We start from the raw sequence: 15,056 nt of genomic DNA, 5'->3' as shown, positions 1-15,056 counted from the left end.
GGCCTCAGTCGGCGATTTCGACGATCGGAATCTTCGGGATGTCACCGGCCTCGAAGGCCGAGAGGTCGACCTCGATCATGTCGAGGTCGAAGCGCACCGGCACGTCGAAGGCAAAGCCCGCGCTGACGAGCGCGCCCGCGGCCGGGGCATGGCCGACAGCGAAGGTCAGCAAGCCCGTCGAATGATCGCAGCTGACGATGCTGGGTTGCGCCTGCACAACGCCGTTCACCGCGACGAGCACCGAGCCAGGCACCGATTTAGTGATCCGCCTGACGTACGGCGCATGCAGGCCGCCATAGAGCTTGCCGAGCTGGAAGACGCGGGTCATCCCGTCGCCGATGCCGATCTGCTGGTCGCCCGCGGCCGGCTGCGCCGAGGGCGCGCAGCTCTTCCAGTCGAGCCGGTCGCGCCAGCGGAAACCATAGAGCCGCCCGCGCCGCTCCTCGAAGAAGGCGACGATGCTCGCCAGCGCATCGAGCGTGCGGATCCCGAACCCGGCATCGTAGCGCCGGCGCGAATGCGCCCAGCGGCTGTTGCGGATCTCGCGACCGGAAGCCAGCGTCACCACCTGGGTCAGCCGCTCGGGGCCGCCGCGGGCCCCGCGCGCGATCTCGATCGGAAAGCGCACTTCGTGGAAGCCGCTCATGCCAGCCCTCCTTTCAGCTTGGAATTGGTGCGCCGGGACCAGGCCGGCGCTGGCCTCAGAGCGCGCGGTTGCCGCGCGCCACGGCCCGCGCGATCGCGGCCGAGACCTGCGCCTCCGAGCGGCGGAAGCTCTCGGCATCGGGCGTCGAGACCTGAACGGTGATGTTGACCGGCCGGCGGCCTTCCCCGCCGCCGGCGCGGACGCCGAGCTTGCCGTCGGGGCCGCGCGAGAGCGGCAGGATCGCCTCCGCGCCGCGCTCGCCCATCAACCCGAGGCCGCGCCCCATGGCGAAGTAGGACGGAGCCGCGACGACGCCGCCATCGGCGAAGACCGAGACGGAAGGCGCCGCCGCGCCGCCGACCCCACCGGAGAAAAGGCCGCCCAGGCTCTTCAGCCCGGAGCCGAGCAGGCCCGAGAGTCCGCTTTGCAGCGGCTTGAGCGCCGATTTCAGCAGAGAGTCGCTGAGCGTCCTACCGACACTGCGCAGCACATCCTCAAAGCGCCGCCCCTCGACAACGCCCTTTACGAAGGCGCCGCTGATCGATTTGCCGAAGGCCTCGGAGGCCTTGGTCAGACCTTGCGTCAGGCTGGTCATGGCCTTGAGCCCGGACGTATCGAAGGACGAGGTTTCTTCATCCGACATGGCTTCGCCTTTTCTGAGCGGCGGGTCAGGCCTCAGCCGCCTCGCCGGAATCGTCGGGATGGTCGCGCATCAGGGCATCGAGAATGCCGCGCGCCGGCGCTTCACCGGCCGGGGCGGCGCGAAAGGCTTCGCTGGCGGCGATGATCTCGCGCGGGCTGGCGGTCCAGAACACGTCCGGCGGCCAACGCAGATGGCCGAGCCCGAAAACCATGACCTCGCGCCACGGGAAGGGAGCCGCCGCCGGCGCGCCTATGGCACCGGCGGCGACGGAGGGCGCGCCGGCTCACCTTCGCCCGCCGGCGCGAACGTCGCGTCGAGCAGGCCGATCGCAGCAGCTATGGCACCGTTCAGCCCGCCGTCGAAGGCGAGCGCCGCCACCGCGTCCTCGGAGAGAGCGCCGCCGCCTCCGCGCAGGCCAGCCCCGAGGATGCGGATGACGTCGCGGGACGACAGCTTGCCAGTGGCGAAGCGCTCGCCCAGGGCCGGAAGACTGTCGACCGAGAATGCGCTCTCCAGCTCGGCGAGCGCACCCAGCGTCAGCCGCATGGGCAGCGCCCTGCCCTCGACCATCAGGGCGACCTCGCCCCGGTAGCGATTGACCATGCCGAGCCTCCTCAGGCGAGCGTGAAGACGAGCTGACCAGCCGATTCCAGCGACAGCTCGAAAGTGACCTCGGCGGCATGGTCGCCGCGATATTCCAGCGTCGAGATCTGGAACGGCCCGGTGATCACGCCGAAATCCGGCACGATCACCTGCCAGTCGCGGATCGTGCCGTCGAAGAAGATCTGCCGGACCAGCGCATCCGAGGCCTCGTCCTTGAAGATGCCGGCGCCGCTGATGCTTGCCCGGCGCATGCCGGCCCCCGCCAGCAATTCACGCCAGCGCCCGGCCGACTCGGCATGAGTGACGTCGACCGCCTCGGCATTGAAGGCGATCTGCCGGGCGCGCAGCCCGGCGACGGTGACGAAGCTACCGCCTGCATCAGCCGCCTTGAGCAGCAGGTCCTTGCCTTTCTGGGCCGGCATCGGCTGTTCCTTTCCAGTGTTCTCAAAGGGTTTCGGTGACGGCGCGGAAGCGCAGCGTCACAGTCGGAAGCTGGCTCCTGGCATCGCGGGCGAGCCGCGACGACAGCCAGGTCAGGTTGATCAGGCGGTGCCCGTCGAGCCCGAGCGGCGCGCTGTTCAGACTGGCGACGACAGCGGCGGCCGCCTCCAGAGCCTGACGTGCGGACGCGCTTTCGCCGGCCCAGACGACCAGGCCGAAGCGCTGCTCGCAGCCGGAATCGCTGCCGGTCGACCAGTCGTCGGCCTCGACCTCGCCATGGACGAGATAGACGCCCTTCGCGGCGCGCGGCGGCTCCTCATGGAGGCGGCCGGCACCGATCAGGGCGGTCAGGCCTGCATCGGCGGCCAGATGCGCCTGAACGGCCCGGCGCAGGGTAAGAACCGCTCCGCTCATGGACGAACCTCCTCGGCCAGGCAGACAAGGCGCCGCCGTCCGCCATCAGGGTCGGCGACGGTGCGGATCTCGAAGACCTGAGTGGCATCCCGCAGGCGCTGGCCGGCATCGACTCCCACCCGCCAGCGCAGGCTGATGCGATGGCTGAGCGCCTGTTCCGGGCGTCCAGCGCGCCAGCGCTCCTCGCCGGACAGCCATTCGACCTGGGCCCAGACCGCTGCGATGAGGGCATAGCCTCGTGTCTCGCCGCCTATCCCGTCGGGCGTGCCGACCGGGTGCTCGAGCAGCAGGCGGCGGCGCATCATGCCGACCGGGCTTCGCATCGACCTTTCGCTCATCGCCGACTCCGTCACAGCTTCAGGCGGCGATAGGGCGCGAGCAGCGCCGCAATCTCGGCCGGCAGATGCGTAGCGTCGCGGCTGACAACGTCGCCGCGATGCTCGAACCAGCGGCAGGCCAGCCGCAGCACCGCCTGGCGCAGAGGCGCGGGCACCAGATCGCGCGTCGTCCCGAAGCCGGCGACGACGTCGATCTCGATCGCCGCCCGGTCACGGCCCGGCACCGGCACGGTCCCGGAGACAGTGATGACAGGCGGGTCCGTGCCCTCGACCAGGGCAAGCGAGGCCTGGGGCACGACTTGCGCGCCGCCCGCAGCGTCATAGACCCGCGCTGCGATGATGCGACCGACCGGCGAAAGCGGCAGGCGCAGCTCCCCGCCGGTCGGCCAGCGGTCGAGGACGAGGCGCCAGCTCTGGTCGATCAACATCCGGCCGGAGGCTGCCTCGACCATCAGGCGGGCGGCTGTGATCAGCGTCCCGAGCAGCTCGTCCTCGTCGGACGCCAGGAGCCGCAGGAAATCCTTGGCCTCCGCCAGCGAGACCGGCTCGATCGCCGGCGGCGCGATGGCGAGCGGCGTCATGGTGACCGAGATCATGCCCTCTCCCTTTCCGGGGTTTGAACGGAGCGGCCGATGCGCTATCCAGCGCCCTCCCAACAGGAGGGCGCCATGCGCGGCGGCACAGCGAAATGGTTTGCCGGACTGGCGGCTGCGGCGTCGGCGCTGCTCACGCTGCCGGCGTCAGCGGTCGTCGGCGGACGCGATGGCGGGCCGGAAGCGGGCTCCACCCTGATGGTCCTCAACGCGCGCGGCGGCGTCTGCACCGGTATCGTGCTCTCGCGGCGCGCCATCCTGACCGCCGCGCATTGCGCCGATGGGCGCACCGATCTGCGCATCCATTGGCGAGAGGGCGGCGAGCCCGTCCTGATCGAACCGGCGGCGATCACGCTGCATCCGGAATTCAACGCGAAGGCCGTCGCGGCCAGGCAGCGCTCGATCGACCTCGCCCTGGTGCGCCTCGCAGCCCCGCTCCCGGCCCGCTTCTCAGCGGCCTCGCTGGTCGACGGACCGCTGCCCCGCGCTGGGACCGCGATCACACTCGCCGGCTACGGCGTCTCGCGCGAGGGCGAGGCGAAGACCACCGGCATCTATCGCTCCGCCGCGCTCGCGACCGTCGAGCCCTATGGCCCGGGCCGGATCCTGATCTGGGCCGCCGACCCCGCCGGCGGCGGCAAGCGGCCGGCAGCCGGCGCCTGCCAGGGCGACTCCGGCGGCCCGATCCTCGATAGCGAGGGCGGCATCGTCGCCGTCACCAGCTGGTCGACCGGTCCCACGGGCAAGCAATGCGGCCTGCTCAGCCAGGGCGTTCTGGTCGCTCCGCAGCGCGGCTGGATCGACCGGACCCTGTCGGGTTGGGGCGAAAGCGTCGACTGGACAGCGAAACGCTAGGACGCAATGCAATTGACCGGAGCAGGATTTCGCTTACCCCCGGCTCCGCTGGAGGCCGGCGCGACGAACGGGCACTGGACGGCGCCGCAGCAAACCATAAAGTAACGTCATGGCCGCAACGACATCGACCGCAAACCTTTTCGGCCGCCCGCTGACGGCGGCCCTCGTGCTGCTCACGGCAGCGCTGCAGGCCGCCCCGGCCGAAGCGGTGGTGGGCGGCGTGAAGTCGCGCTCGGCCGATGGCGTGCGAGCCTCGACCCTGCGGATAGAGACCAGCCGCGGCGAGCTCTGCTCCGGCGCCGTGATCTCGACCGAGCTGATCCTAACCGCGGCACATTGCCTGATGACCGGCGGCTCGGTTCGCGTCATCAGCCTGGACCGCCGTTTCCGCAGCCGCACGCACGCGGTCGCCGCCGTGCTGCCGCACCCGACCTTCGTGCCCGGGACGACGCCGCGCACCCAGCCGGGTGCCGACCTCGCCTTGATTCGCGTCGCCACCCCGCTTCCGGCCGATATCGAGCCGCTGACGCTCGGCGGCGGCCTCTGGCAGGGCGAAACGGTGACCATGGCCGGCTTCGGCCTGGCCTCGGAGAACAACAAGCGCACCGCCCGAACCCTGCGCGAGGCGACGCTGGTCAACGCCGGCAACTACACCACCGCCAATACCGTCAAGGTCGCGGTCGACACCGAGAACCGCGGCGAGATCCCCGGCGCCGGCGCCTGCCGCGGCGATTCCGGTGGCCCGGTGTTGCGCGGCCCGCCGGGCTCGCGCGATCTCGTCGGCATCGTCTCCTGGTCGAGCGGGCCGCTCAGCTCGCGCGTCCGGCTGATCTGCGGCGGATTCACCGCGATCACCCCGATCAGCGAACACCGCGCCTGGATCAGCGAAGCCAGCGCCCGCCTGCTCAACTTCGGCGACGGGTCGCAGCAGGCTCGCGGCGACGCGAGCCCGAGCGCCAGCTACAGCTGGTGGTTCGGCCGCTGAACCAAGGTTCCGCAGCCTCGCACCTCAGGCGGAGAACTTCAGCCCCTTGATCGCGGCGAAGTCCTGGACGCCGCCGCCGACCCGCTTGGTCGTGTAGAACAGCACGTGCGGCTTGGCGGAATAGGGATCGCGCAGAATGCGCACCCCGGCCCGGTCGACGACGAGATAGCCACGCCGGAAATCACCGAAGGCGATCGAGACTGAATCCGTCGCGATGTTCGGCATGTCCTCGGCCTCAACGACCGCGAAGCCGAGCAGGGTGGCCTGCGCGCCTGCCGCGGCCGGCGGCTGCCAGAGATACTGGCCGGTCGAGTCCTTGAACTTGCGCACCGCGGCCTGCGTCTTGCGGCTCATCAGGAAGCTGGCGTTCTGGCGGTAGCCGGCCTTCAGCGCATAGACGAGATCGACCAGGATGTCCGCCGGGTTCGAGGCGGCGAAGGCGCCGGCGACGCCGGTTTTCAGCGTCCCGATATTACCCCAGCTCCAGCTGGCATCGGCGACCGTCGGATAGGCGAGGAATCCCTTGGGCTTGTCGACGCCATCGCCATTGACGAAGGCCGCGCCCTCCTGCTCGGCGAAGGCGCTCTCGACCTCCTCGGCGATCCACTGGTCGATATCGACGATCGCGTCGTCGAGCAGGGTCTGCGTCGCCGCCGGCATGGCGTAGAGTTCCATCGCCGGGAAGGAGAGCTCGGCCAGAGCAGGCGTGCCGGTCTGCGGCCGGTTGGCGCTCTCGGCGACCCAGCCCGAGGCTGGACCGGTGGTCGAGAACGCCTTCTTGTAAGTGCCAGAGGAAATGGTGCGCACCGTTGCCAGCGAACGGATCGGCGAGACCGCGGACAGGCGGCGCAGGATCTCGCTCTCGACGGTCGAGGGCGCGAGATAGCCGCCGTCGGGTCCCGACCCGGCGGACAACGCCTTGCCCTCGAGCTGCTTCAGCCCGGCCGCCTCGCCATGGCGGACATAGGAGGCGAAGGCCGCCTTGTGCTCGGCCACGGCCGGGTCGCGTTCCTCGCCCGCACCGAGCGCCGGGCGCCTGGCATCGAGCGCGAGCCGGTCGAGCCGGCGGCGCGTCTCGTCGAGCGCGCCGTCGAGCCGCACCAGCTTTTCGCTGGTCAGGACGTCGCCGCCCATGCGGGTTTCGAGTTCGGCCAGGCGCTCATCATTGGCGGCGCGGTAGGCCTCCAGCGTGTAGCGCAAATCGTCATAGGCGAGCGCGATGTCGCCCGTCGCCTTGGTCTCGGGAGCCTGGTTCGACACGGTCATGGGTTCTCCTCGCATGGTTGGCCCTCGGAAATGAGCGGGTGGTTGCGGGTTCAGGACAGGAAAGCGGGTGAAAGCGGGCGCGCCGTCTTCACCACCGCGACACGGGCCTGCGGCAGCATCGGGAAGGTGACGAGCGAGATTTCCCAGAGATCGACCTTCTCCAGCCGGCGCAGGCCGGTGCGCGGATCGGTGCGGGCCCGCTCGGAACGGAAGCCGATCGAGAGCCCGTCGATCGCGCCGTCGCGCATCAGGGCGTGAATCTCGCGTGCCCTGGCGACAGCGAGCGAAAGCCGGCCACGGACGTGGAGGCCGCGCGAATCCTCGCGCAGCTCGATCCAGCGCCCGATCGGCTCCGTCGGATCGTGCTGCCAGAGTAGCTTGACGCCGCCGGGCCCGCGGCGCGCCAGGCTCTCGCGGAATGCGCCGGGCTCGACCACGTCCTTGCCGAGATCGGCGATGCGGAACAGGCTGGCATAGCCCTCGAAGGCGCCGTCGGGCTCGATCCGCGTCAGCGGCCGCGCCAGAAACTTCGCCTCCCTGGCAATGGGAGCCCCTCGTTGAGCGAACGTCATCGCGTGCCCTCCTTGCCGGAGCGAGCGCCGCCGTCGAGGCGCCCCAGCGTCTCGAAGAAGCGCCCGAAAACCTCGCGCGGCGGACCGTCGCCACGTGGCGCACGCGTCCCCGCCGCCGGCCGGCTGATGGCAGGCGCTGCCCGGGACGGCGATTTCGCGCCGGTCTTGCTCATGTCTCGTCTCCCTCGTAGCGGGCATTGAAGCGGGCGAACTCGCGGACGAAATCGTCGAAGCGCCGGTTTGCGGCGACGAGCTCGCGCAGGACGAAAAGCGCGAGCGCGGATGCGCAGAAGGCCCAGAGCAGCAGAGCGAGATGGCCGAGGTCGCCGCGCGCGACGATGCCGCCGGCCGCCTGTTCGATGAGGTTCATGACGCCTCCTCCCGGCGGCCATAGCCGACCGCCTCGCGCTTCTCGTCGGTGCTGAGGAATTCGGCGGCCGAAACCCGCCGCCAGAGCGACTCCCGCTCCTCCGCGAGCGCCTCGATCGCGTCGAGATCGGGCTCGAGCGAAAGGTCGTCGCCGAAGGCCGGGCCGAGCCATTGCGCCAGCGACTGCGCCGTACGCCTGACCAGCGGGATCAGGGTCTGGCGCCAGAAGGCCCGGTTGGCCTCGGCGAAGTTCGCATGCGTGTTGTCGCCGGGCAGTCCGAGCAGCAACGGCGGCACGCCGAAGGCGAGTGCAATCTCGCGCGCCGCGACGCCCTTGGCGGCGACGAAATCGAGCTCCGCAGGCGACAAGGACAGCGGCTTCCAGTCGAGCCCGCCTTCCAGCAGCAGAGGCCGGCCGGCATTGCGCGCGCCCTGGAAGCCCTCTTCGAGTTCGCTCTTCAGCCGCTCGAACTGCGCCTCGGTCAGCGTGCCACCTTCCGGCCCGTCATAGACCAGTGCGCCCGAGGGCCGCGCCGCATTGTCGAGCAGCGCCTTGTGCCAGCTGCCGGCGGCATTGTGGACGTCGAGCGAACAGGCTGCCGCCTCGATCGGCGACAGCCCGTAATGGTCGTCGACCGGGTGGAACTGCGTAAGGTGCAGGATCGGCGGCACGCTGCCCTCGTCCTGGCGGAAGCGGATGGTCCGCGCTCCGACGCTGTAGTCATAGGCCTCGGCCCAGCCATCGCGACCGGGGACCACCCGCATCCGGTCGGGCCTGAGCGCATGGAGTTCGCGCGGCTCGCGGCCGATGCTGACGGCCTCGACATAGGCATTGCCGGCGACGGCGAGATGGCCATAGAGCGTCTCGCGGAAGGCGATGCCGCCCTGGCGCGGATTGGGCCGCTCGATCAGCGCCAGCGCTGGGTGTTCGGTCTGCTCGCGCCCGCCGACCTTGGCGACCAGCGGAGTCTGGGCCGCCGCCTCGGCGATCAGCCTGACGCAGCGATGCACCACCGGGTTGCGCTGATAGCCCTCCCGCGAGAGCGCGCCATAGTCGCGCGGCGTCCAGACCGGCCGCCCGGCCTCGTGTAGGGCGATCAACGGCCCGATGCGCGAGCGCTTCTGTTCCGGCGCGGCGAAGCCGCGCAGGCTGCGAAGGAAATTGAGCATGGATTTCTCGCTGTTGTTGCGACGGTCGGGCGTTAAAGCCCCCTCACCCGCGGCCGACCCTTCGGCCCGAGCATCAGATGGGTCAGCGCCCAGACCAGCGCGTCGAGCCGGTCGGGCGAGCGGCCGGAGCTCAGCCCGGTCGGGCCGAAGTCGCACATCTCGTCTTCCAGCGCCGGGAACGCCCCGGCATGACGCACGCGCCGCTGCGCATAGAGCGCCGCCACTGGCTCGGCCCGCAGGAACTTTCCGCGCGAGGCCCTGACCGGCGTCACCGGCACGCCAGGATCGACCTCGCGGATGACGCTCTCCGCCATCTCGCCGCCCTGGTTGACCTCGACGACCAGCGCATCGGCCTCCAGCCGACGATAGAGCGCGACGGCAGCTGCTGCCCATTCATGCGGCCTGGCACCGGCAAGCGTCGCGTCGGCCAGCACATGGCCGATGCCGTCGCGATCGACCCCGGCGGCGACGAGCCCGCAGCTATCGGCGCGCTTCGAGGAGGAGGCCGGCGGGTCGACCGCGACGACGATCCGCGCCAGAGCCGGTGCCTCGCGCTCGCGAACCTCTTCGATCAGCGCCCGGCTCCAGAGCGCGTCGGCGCTTTCCTCGACGATCTCGCCCTCCAGCTCCTGCCGGCCGAGGCGGGTGCCGCCATAGGCCTTCTGCACGTTGTCGAGGAAGCTCTGTGCCAGGTTGAAGCGGTTGGCGCTGGTCGCTGCCCGGCTGACGGCGACTCTGGGATCATCGAGCAGGCGCCTGATCAGCGGCAGCGGGCGCGGCGTCGTCGTCACGACCTGCCGTGGCCGGTCGCCCAGTCGCAAGCCGAGCTGCAGCATGTCCCAGGTCTCCTGAAGGTTCGGCCATTTCGCCAGCTCGTCGGACCAGGCGGCGCCGAATTGCGGCCCGCGCAGGCCTTCCGGGTCTTCGGCGGTGAAGACCTGCGCGATCGCGCCATTGCCCCATTCGAGCCGCCGGCGCGACGGCGACCAGACCGGCTTCTCCCAGCGATGATGGATCGCCAGCAGGCCGGAGACGCCCTCGATCATCACGTCGCGGACCTGTGCTTGCGTCTCGCCGACCAGGGCGATGCGGCCGACAGGCTCGGTAGCGAATGGCCAACGCCCCAACGCCGCCCCGCGCACCCATTCGGCGCCAGTCCGGGTCTTACCGGCACCGCGGCCACCGAGGACCAGCCAGCTGAACCAATCATCCCACGGCGCGGGAAACTGATCCGCGCGTGCCCAAGTGGCCCAAGTCGTCAGGATGATCTGCTGTTCTTCAGGTGAGGCCGTCTCCATGAGGCGGCGCACCAGCCGCGCCCGCTTCCTCGGTGGCAAGCGCCGCAAGACGGCGTCCAAGCTCGCTGCGAAGCTCTTCGACCCGGCGCAATCCTTCGGCGGGGCTGGGGTCATCCTCGGACTTTCCTCCCTCCCCCGCAGCGGCAGAATCCAGCGCCACCAACTCGCGCACCGTGCGAGCCAACGTCGCGAGCGTCTTGGCGTCGGTCTCGCTTGCAGCCGTACCGGCCGGCAGCTCGGCCAGATGCGCCTCATGCGCTTCGAGCTGTGTCTGCGCCGCCTTCCAGAGCTTGCCGATCACGGCCTTGCGGCCGCGCGGCGCAGGCTTGCGTTTTGCCGCCGGCCGAGCGGGGGCGCTCTCATCATTCTCGTCGGTCATCGGAAACCTCGGCTCGGCCCGGACATGCAAAAGCCGCCGGCTGGGGAGCGCGGCGGCTTCGTTCGTCTCAGGCACAGTTCGTGAGCGTTCCTGATCTCTACCCGATCAGCGTCACGATGTCAAGGACTAAATTCCTATTCCTATGTCACCCGAGATAGCGGCTCAGGTCTCTTCCTTCTCGACCCATTTGATCTGGGCCAGCGGCTTGTAGGCCGCCATCTTGTCGAGCAAGGCCGCAGGCTCGCTCTCGGTCATCGCCATGTCGCGATGGGCCTGGCGCAGGAAGCCGGCGCTCGCCGTGTTGTCGAGAAAGGCCGCGAGCGGGTCGTAGAAGCCGGCGATGTTGAAGAAGCCGAGCGGCTTGCCGTGGATGCCGAGCTGGCCCCAGGTCCAGATCTCGAAGATCTCCTCGAAAGTGCCGATGCCACCGGACATGGCGACGAAACCGTCCGAAAGTTCGGCCATGCGGGCCTTGCGGATATGCATGGTCTCGACGACCTCGAGCCGGGTCAGCCCGTTATGGCCGACCTCCTTTTCGCGCAGCGCACGCGGGATCACGCCATGGACCTCGCCGCCGGCGGCCAGCGCCGCATCGGCGACGATGCCCATCAGGCCGACCGCGCCGCCGCCATAGACGAGGGTGAGGCCGCGCCGGGCGATCTCGGCGCCCATGGCGCGCGCTCCCTCGGCATGGACGGGATCGTTGCCGGGGCTCGATCCACAGAAGACGCAGACTGATTTCATGAGGCCAGGGCCTGCAGGATGCGGGCCCAGGAACGCTGGCCCTTGTGGAAGGAAGAGAGGTCGTATTTCTCGTTCGGCGAATGGACGCGGTCGTCGTCGAGCCCGAAGCCGACGAAGAGCGTGTCGAGCCCGAGCGTGCGCTTGAAATCGCCGCCGACCGGGATCGAGCCGCCGCTGCCGATCGAGACGACGCGGCCGCCCCATTCCTCGGCAAGCGCCTTGCGCGCCTTCTGCAGCACGGGCGAATCGACCGGCACGGCCAGCGCCGGCGAGCCGGAATGGCTGATGAACTCGGCCGTCACATCCTCCGGCAGGCGCTCGCGCACGAACTGGTGGAAGGCGGCCTCGATCTTGGCCGGATCCTGGTCGCCGACGAGGCGGAAGGAGACCTTGGCCGAGGCCTTGGCCGGAATGACGGTCTTCGAGCCCTCGCCGGTATAGCCGCCCCAGATGCCGTTGACGTCGCAGGTCGGGCGCGACTGGATCTGTTCGATCAGCAGGCGGCCCTTCTCGCCGATCGAGCGCTTCAGCCCGACCTGGCCGAGGAACTCCTTCTCGGTCAGGCCAAGATCGGCCCATTCGGCCTTCTGCGCATTGGTCGGCTCGTGCACGCCGTCATAGAAGCCGGGGATGGTGATCCGTCCGGTCTCGTCATGGATTTCGGCGACGATCTTGGTCAGCACATGGATCGGGTTCGCGGCCGCGCCACCGAACAGGCCGGAATGCAGGTCGCGATCGGCCGCGGTCAGGCGCACCTCCTGATAGACCATGCCGCGCAGGGTCGAGGTGATCAGCGGCGTGTCGCGGTCCCACATGCCGGTGTCGCAGACCAGTGCGAAATCGGCCTTGAGCTCGGCTGCATTGGCCTTGATGAAGCCCGGCAGGTTGACCGAGCCCGACTCCTCCTCGCCCTCGACCAGGATGGTGAGGCCGATCGGCAGGTCGCCGGTCTCGGCGAGCGTCGCGCGGATCGCCTCGATGAAGGTCATCACCTGCCCCTTGTCGTCGCAGGCGCCGCGCGCGAGGATCGCCTTCCGCCCCGGTTCGATCTCCTTCACGGCCGGCTTGAACGGGTCGTTGTCCCAAAGCTCGAGCGGATCGACCGGCTGGACGTCGTAATGACCATAAAACAGCGCATGCGGCGCGCCGGGCTTCGGGCGATGCGCGAGCACGACCGGGTGACCGCCCGTCTCGCGCAGCTCGGCCTTGAAGCCGAGGCCTTCCAGATCGCGGCGGAGCCATTCGGCCGCCTGGCGCGTCTGCGGATTGAAGGCCGGATCGGTCCCGATCGAGGGGATTTCGAGCCAGGAGGAGAGCCGGGCCAGCGAAGCGTCGAGGTCGGCGTCGAGACGGGAGAGAATGGCGGGCAGCTTGGACATGGCGCTCACTGGGGCTGATTCCGGTGGCGCCATCATGACCAGCCCAGCGCCATGCGCCAGTGCCGCCAAGGCATGACAGGAAACACCGCCCCGCCCGGAGGGCGGAGCGCCGTGGCGCGAAACCGGCTCAGCGCTTGCCGCCGCCCATCATCGAGCCGAGCACACCGCGCAGGATGGCGTTGCCGACCTGCCGGCCGATCGTCGTCGCGGCCGAGCGCGCCGCGGAGGTGATCACCTTTTCGGCCATGCTCGGCGGCAGGCGCCCGCCACGGCTGCCGGGGCCGGTCTTCGGGCGCTCCGTCTGGCCTCCGAACCAGTCGCCGATCGTGTCGAGGATGCCACCGCCCGAGGTCGACGCCTCGACGGCCGAGCCGTCGGCGTTCATCCCCTTGCGCTTCATCAGCTCCTCATAGGCCGACTCGCGATCGACCATCGTGTCGTATTTGCCGGCGAATCCGGAGTCGCGCATGCACTGGGCGCGCTGCTGCGGGGTGATCGGCCCGACCTGCGCCATGGGCGGGGCGATCAGCGTCCGCTCGACCATGGTCGGCGTGCCCTTGCCTTCCAGCGTCGAGGTCAGCGCCTCGCCGACGGCGAGCTGGGTGATCGCCTCTTCCGTCTTGAACTTGGGGTTCTGACGGAAGGTCTCGGCCGCCGCGCGCACCGCCTTCTGGTCGCGCGGGGTGAAGGCGCGCAGCGCATGCTGGACGCGGTTGCCGAGCTGGGCGAGCACAGTGTCGGGAATGTCGAGCGGGTTCTGGGTGACGAAATAGACGCCGACACCCTTGGAGCGGATCAGGCGCACCACCTGCTCGACCGCGGTCAGAAGCGCCTTCGGCGCGCCGTTGAACAAGAGATGCGCCTCGTCGAAGAAGAAGACGAGCTTCGGCTTGTCGAGATCGCCGACCTCCGGCAGCTGCTCGAACAGTTCGGAGAGCAGCCAGAGCAGGAAGGTCGCGTAGAGCCGGGGATTGGCCATCAGCTTGTCGGCCGCGAGCATGTTGATGACGCCGCGCCCGTCGCGGTCGGTCTTCATCAGATCGCTGATCTCGAGCCCCGGCTCGCCGAAGAATTTCTCGCCCTTCTGGTTCTCGAGCACCAGAAGCTGGCGCTGGATCGCCCCAACCGACTGGGTCGAGACATTGCCGTATTTCGTCGTCAGCTCCGAGGCGTTCTCGGCGATGAAGGCGAGGACGGCGCGCAGATCCTTGAGGTCGAGGAGCAGGAGCTTCTGCTCGTCGGCGATGCGGAAGGCGATGTTGAGCACGCCCTCCTGGGTGTCGTTGAGGTCGAGCAGGCGGGAGAGCAGAAGCGGCCCCATCTCGGAGATGGTGGCGCGCACCGGATGGCCTTGCTCGCCGAAGACGTCCCAGAACACGGTGGTGAACTGGTCGGGCTGGTATTTCAGCCCGAGCTCCTCGGCCCGCTTGACGAAGGGCGGCTTCGAATCGCCGGGCGCCGCGACGCCGGAAAGGTCGCCCTTGATATCGGCGGCGAAGACCGGGACGCCATGATTGGCGAAGCCTTCGGCCAGGACCTGCAGCGTCACCGTCTTGCCGGTGCCCGTCGCGCCAGTGACAAGTCCATGCCGGTTGGCGAGCTTGAGCAGCAGCACCTCCGGCTTCACGCTCTTGCCGATCAGGATCGTGCCGTCATCCGCCATGGTCGCGCCTGCTCCGTTGCCTTAAGGTCGTGCAACGGATGTAGCGAAACGAGAAGTTGGGCGGAAGCATGAAGATCGCTTCCGCTTGGGATAGTTTATGTGTAAACTATCTTTGGAGCGCCATAGGCTCGCTACGAGAGGAACGCACGATGGAAGAACTGATCTCCCGCATCATGGCCGCATCCGGCCTGGACGAGTCGCTGGCGAAGAAGGCCATCGGCATCATCCTCGCCTTCCTGCAGAAGGAAGGTCCCGCGGCCGAGATCGGTCAGCTCTTCGCGGCCCTGCCGGGTGCCCAGGACCTCGCCGAGGCCGAAGGCGGCGCCAAGGGCGGTCTGATGGGCGCGATCGGCGGCCTGATGGGCGGTGGCGGCGGCGTCATGGCCCTCGGCGGCCAGCTGATGGGCGCTGGCCTCTCCATGGGCCAGATCCAGAGCGTCTCGAAGGAGATGTTCGCGGTCGGCCGCGAGAAGGCGGGCGAGGACGCGATGGGCGCGATCGTCGGCGCGATCCCCGGGCTCGGCCAGTTCGTCTGAGCCGCATTCGAGCTCTTGCATCTCCTGCAGCGCCGCCCCCTCGGGCGGCGTTTTGCTGTTCCGGCCCGGCGCGCCAAGAAAGGCCGGGACACGGCCCGGCACTTGCCTTCACGGCGTCGCTTGGCGATGAGAGCTTCACGGTCGCACCATCGACCGTCAGGA

At 69.4% G+C, this 15,056-nt stretch carries 21 protein-coding genes; 3 read left to right on the top strand and 18 right to left on the bottom strand.

The window, feature by feature from the left end; all coding sequences use genetic code 11:
- Window positions 1–4: 4 nt before the first annotated feature.
- Genes AC1REK_RS04270 through AC1REK_RS04235 form a run of 8 tightly spaced genes read right to left on the bottom strand, consistent with a single transcriptional unit; the run spans window position 5 to window position 3,681 of the window.
- A complete protein-coding gene (locus AC1REK_RS04270; RefSeq protein ID WP_492267065.1) occupies window positions 5–646 on the bottom strand; it encodes a phage distal tail protein, Rcc01695 family in 642 nt (213 codons plus the stop codon).
- 55 nt (window positions 647–701) lie between these two features.
- Window positions 702–1,289, bottom strand: coding sequence for a phage tail tape measure protein (locus tag AC1REK_RS04265; protein WP_316021149.1), 588 nt, complete (start codon window positions 1,287–1,289; stop codon window positions 702–704).
- 25 nt (window positions 1,290–1,314) lie between these two features.
- Window positions 1,315–1,542: a phage tail assembly chaperone gene (locus tag AC1REK_RS04260; protein ID WP_492267660.1), complete on the bottom strand. Its 228-nt coding sequence runs from the start codon at window positions 1,540–1,542 to the stop codon at window positions 1,315–1,317.
- Window positions 1,539–1,892: a gene transfer agent family protein gene (locus tag AC1REK_RS04255; RefSeq protein WP_492267066.1), complete on the bottom strand. Its 354-nt coding sequence runs from the start codon at window positions 1,890–1,892 to the stop codon at window positions 1,539–1,541. Before AC1REK_RS04255 ends, AC1REK_RS04260 begins: the two co-directional genes overlap by 4 nt.
- Window positions 1,893–1,903: 11 nt before the next feature.
- Window positions 1,904–2,314 carry a phage major tail protein, TP901-1 family gene (locus AC1REK_RS04250; RefSeq protein ID WP_492267067.1) on the bottom strand — a complete coding sequence of 137 codons (411 nt, stop codon included), beginning with the start codon at window positions 2,312–2,314 and terminating at the stop codon, window positions 1,904–1,906.
- 22 nt (window positions 2,315–2,336) lie between these two features.
- Window positions 2,337–2,747 (bottom strand): DUF3168 domain-containing protein, encoded by a 411-nt coding sequence (locus tag AC1REK_RS04245; protein ID WP_492267068.1) that lies wholly within the window; start codon window positions 2,745–2,747, stop codon window positions 2,337–2,339.
- Window positions 2,744–3,085 carry a phage head closure protein gene (locus tag AC1REK_RS04240; protein ID WP_492267069.1) on the bottom strand — a complete coding sequence of 114 codons (342 nt, stop codon included), beginning with the start codon at window positions 3,083–3,085 and terminating at the stop codon, window positions 2,744–2,746. The genes AC1REK_RS04245 and AC1REK_RS04240 overlap by 4 nt, the downstream gene beginning before the upstream one ends.
- Window positions 3,086–3,096: 11 nt before the next feature.
- On the bottom strand, window positions 3,097–3,681 hold the full coding sequence (locus tag AC1REK_RS04235; RefSeq protein ID WP_492267070.1) for a head-tail connector protein: 585 nt from the start codon (window positions 3,679–3,681) through the stop codon (window positions 3,097–3,099).
- Between the two features lie 72 nt (window positions 3,682–3,753).
- On the opposite strand from AC1REK_RS04235, the gene AC1REK_RS04230 reads away from it, so the two are divergent.
- Both AC1REK_RS04230 and AC1REK_RS04225 read left to right on the top strand, forming a co-directional pair.
- On the top strand, window positions 3,754–4,533 hold the full coding sequence (locus AC1REK_RS04230) for a S1 family peptidase (protein WP_492273780.1): 780 nt from the start codon (window positions 3,754–3,756) through the stop codon (window positions 4,531–4,533).
- 109 nt (window positions 4,534–4,642) lie between these two features.
- On the top strand, window positions 4,643–5,518 hold the full coding sequence (locus AC1REK_RS04225) for a S1 family peptidase (RefSeq protein WP_492267072.1): 876 nt from the start codon (window positions 4,643–4,645) through the stop codon (window positions 5,516–5,518).
- Window positions 5,519–5,542: 24 nt separating this feature from the next.
- On the opposite strand, the gene AC1REK_RS04220 is transcribed toward AC1REK_RS04225, so the two are convergent.
- From AC1REK_RS04220 to AC1REK_RS04175, 10 genes are all read right to left on the bottom strand, one after another.
- Complete coding sequence (locus AC1REK_RS04220; protein WP_492267073.1) at window positions 5,543–6,784, bottom strand: phage major capsid protein; 1,242 nt, start codon at window positions 6,782–6,784, stop codon at window positions 5,543–5,545.
- Between the two features lie 50 nt (window positions 6,785–6,834).
- Entirely contained in the window at window positions 6,835–7,356 is a 522-nt protein-coding gene (locus AC1REK_RS04215) for an HK97 family phage prohead protease (RefSeq protein ID WP_492267074.1), read from the bottom strand.
- Window positions 7,353–7,529, bottom strand: coding sequence for a hypothetical protein (locus tag AC1REK_RS04210; protein WP_492267075.1), 177 nt, complete (start codon window positions 7,527–7,529; stop codon window positions 7,353–7,355). The genes AC1REK_RS04215 and AC1REK_RS04210 overlap by 4 nt, the downstream gene beginning before the upstream one ends.
- Window positions 7,526–7,726 (bottom strand): hypothetical protein, encoded by a 201-nt coding sequence (locus AC1REK_RS04205; RefSeq protein ID WP_066470745.1) that lies wholly within the window; start codon window positions 7,724–7,726, stop codon window positions 7,526–7,528. The genes AC1REK_RS04210 and AC1REK_RS04205 overlap by 4 nt, the downstream gene beginning before the upstream one ends.
- Window positions 7,723–8,895 (bottom strand): phage portal protein, encoded by a 1,173-nt coding sequence (locus AC1REK_RS04200; protein WP_492267076.1) that lies wholly within the window; start codon window positions 8,893–8,895, stop codon window positions 7,723–7,725. Before AC1REK_RS04200 ends, AC1REK_RS04205 begins: the two co-directional genes overlap by 4 nt.
- 32 nt (window positions 8,896–8,927) lie before the next feature.
- Complete coding sequence (locus AC1REK_RS04195; RefSeq protein ID WP_492267661.1) at window positions 8,928–10,193, bottom strand: DNA-packaging protein; 1,266 nt, start codon at window positions 10,191–10,193, stop codon at window positions 8,928–8,930.
- A complete protein-coding gene (locus AC1REK_RS04190; protein WP_492267077.1) occupies window positions 10,174–10,572 on the bottom strand; it encodes a hypothetical protein in 399 nt (132 codons plus the stop codon). The genes AC1REK_RS04195 and AC1REK_RS04190 overlap by 20 nt, the downstream gene beginning before the upstream one ends.
- Before the next feature lie 162 nt (window positions 10,573–10,734).
- The gene (locus tag AC1REK_RS04185) at window positions 10,735–11,316 is read right to left on the bottom strand and encodes an LOG family protein (protein WP_291634843.1); all 582 of its coding nucleotides are present in this window, start codon (window positions 11,314–11,316) and stop codon (window positions 10,735–10,737) included.
- The gene (locus tag AC1REK_RS04180; protein WP_492267078.1) at window positions 11,313–12,695 is read right to left on the bottom strand and encodes a M20/M25/M40 family metallo-hydrolase; all 1,383 of its coding nucleotides are present in this window, start codon (window positions 12,693–12,695) and stop codon (window positions 11,313–11,315) included. Before AC1REK_RS04180 ends, AC1REK_RS04185 begins: the two co-directional genes overlap by 4 nt.
- 127 nt (window positions 12,696–12,822) lie before the next feature.
- Window positions 12,823–14,358, bottom strand: a complete 1,536-nt coding sequence (locus tag AC1REK_RS04175) for a helicase HerA-like domain-containing protein (RefSeq protein ID WP_066470763.1) — start codon at window positions 14,356–14,358, stop codon at window positions 12,823–12,825.
- Between the two features lie 149 nt (window positions 14,359–14,507).
- Here AC1REK_RS04175 and AC1REK_RS04170 point away from each other — a divergent pair, with 149 nt between their 5' ends.
- Window positions 14,508–14,894, top strand: coding sequence for a DUF2267 domain-containing protein (locus tag AC1REK_RS04170; protein WP_316021560.1), 387 nt, complete (start codon window positions 14,508–14,510; stop codon window positions 14,892–14,894).
- Window positions 14,895–15,056: the final 162 nt, after the last annotated feature.

It is taken from the genome of Allobosea sp. GW823-FHT02B03, from assembly GCF_058797755.1.
This window is presented reverse-complemented; position numbering and strand designations above follow the sequence as displayed.

Coding starts and splice junctions, on each gene's coding strand:
- AC1REK_RS04230 (WP_492273780.1), top strand. CDS start 3,754: ATGCGCGGCGGCACAGCGAAATGGTTTGCCGGACTGGCGGCTGCGGCG.
- AC1REK_RS04215 (WP_492267074.1), bottom strand. CDS start 7,356: ATGACGTTCGCTCAACGAGGGGCTCCCATTGCCAGGGAGGCGAAGTTT.
- AC1REK_RS04205 (WP_066470745.1), bottom strand. CDS start 7,726: ATGAACCTCATCGAACAGGCGGCCGGCGGCATCGTCGCGCGCGGCGAC.
- AC1REK_RS04255 (WP_492267066.1), bottom strand. CDS start 1,892: ATGGTCAATCGCTACCGGGGCGAGGTCGCCCTGATGGTCGAGGGCAGG.
- AC1REK_RS04245 (WP_492267068.1), bottom strand. CDS start 2,747: ATGAGCGGAGCGGTTCTTACCCTGCGCCGGGCCGTTCAGGCGCATCTG.
- AC1REK_RS04200 (WP_492267076.1), bottom strand. CDS start 8,895: ATGCTCAATTTCCTTCGCAGCCTGCGCGGCTTCGCCGCGCCGGAACAG.
- AC1REK_RS04210 (WP_492267075.1), bottom strand. CDS start 7,529: ATGAGCAAGACCGGCGCGAAATCGCCGTCCCGGGCAGCGCCTGCCATC.
- AC1REK_RS04225 (WP_492267072.1), top strand. CDS start 4,643: ATGGCCGCAACGACATCGACCGCAAACCTTTTCGGCCGCCCGCTGACG.
- AC1REK_RS04235 (WP_492267070.1), bottom strand. CDS start 3,681: ATGATCTCGGTCACCATGACGCCGCTCGCCATCGCGCCGCCGGCGATC.
- AC1REK_RS04180 (WP_492267078.1), bottom strand. CDS start 12,695: ATGTCCAAGCTGCCCGCCATTCTCTCCCGTCTCGACGCCGACCTCGAC.
- AC1REK_RS04240 (WP_492267069.1), bottom strand. CDS start 3,085: ATGAGCGAAAGGTCGATGCGAAGCCCGGTCGGCATGATGCGCCGCCGC.
- AC1REK_RS04190 (WP_492267077.1), bottom strand. CDS start 10,572: ATGACCGACGAGAATGATGAGAGCGCCCCCGCTCGGCCGGCGGCAAAA.
- AC1REK_RS04170 (WP_316021560.1), top strand. CDS start 14,508: ATGGAAGAACTGATCTCCCGCATCATGGCCGCATCCGGCCTGGACGAG.
- AC1REK_RS04270 (WP_492267065.1), bottom strand. CDS start 646: ATGAGCGGCTTCCACGAAGTGCGCTTTCCGATCGAGATCGCGCGCGGG.
- AC1REK_RS04185 (WP_291634843.1), bottom strand. CDS start 11,316: ATGAAATCAGTCTGCGTCTTCTGTGGATCGAGCCCCGGCAACGATCCC.
- AC1REK_RS04250 (WP_492267067.1), bottom strand. CDS start 2,314: ATGCCGGCCCAGAAAGGCAAGGACCTGCTGCTCAAGGCGGCTGATGCA.
- AC1REK_RS04220 (WP_492267073.1), bottom strand. CDS start 6,784: ATGACCGTGTCGAACCAGGCTCCCGAGACCAAGGCGACGGGCGACATC.
- AC1REK_RS04195 (WP_492267661.1), bottom strand. CDS start 10,193: ATGGAGACGGCCTCACCTGAAGAACAGCAGATCATCCTGACGACTTGG.
- AC1REK_RS04175 (WP_066470763.1), bottom strand. CDS start 14,358: ATGGCGGATGACGGCACGATCCTGATCGGCAAGAGCGTGAAGCCGGAG.
- AC1REK_RS04265 (WP_316021149.1), bottom strand. CDS start 1,289: ATGTCGGATGAAGAAACCTCGTCCTTCGATACGTCCGGGCTCAAGGCC.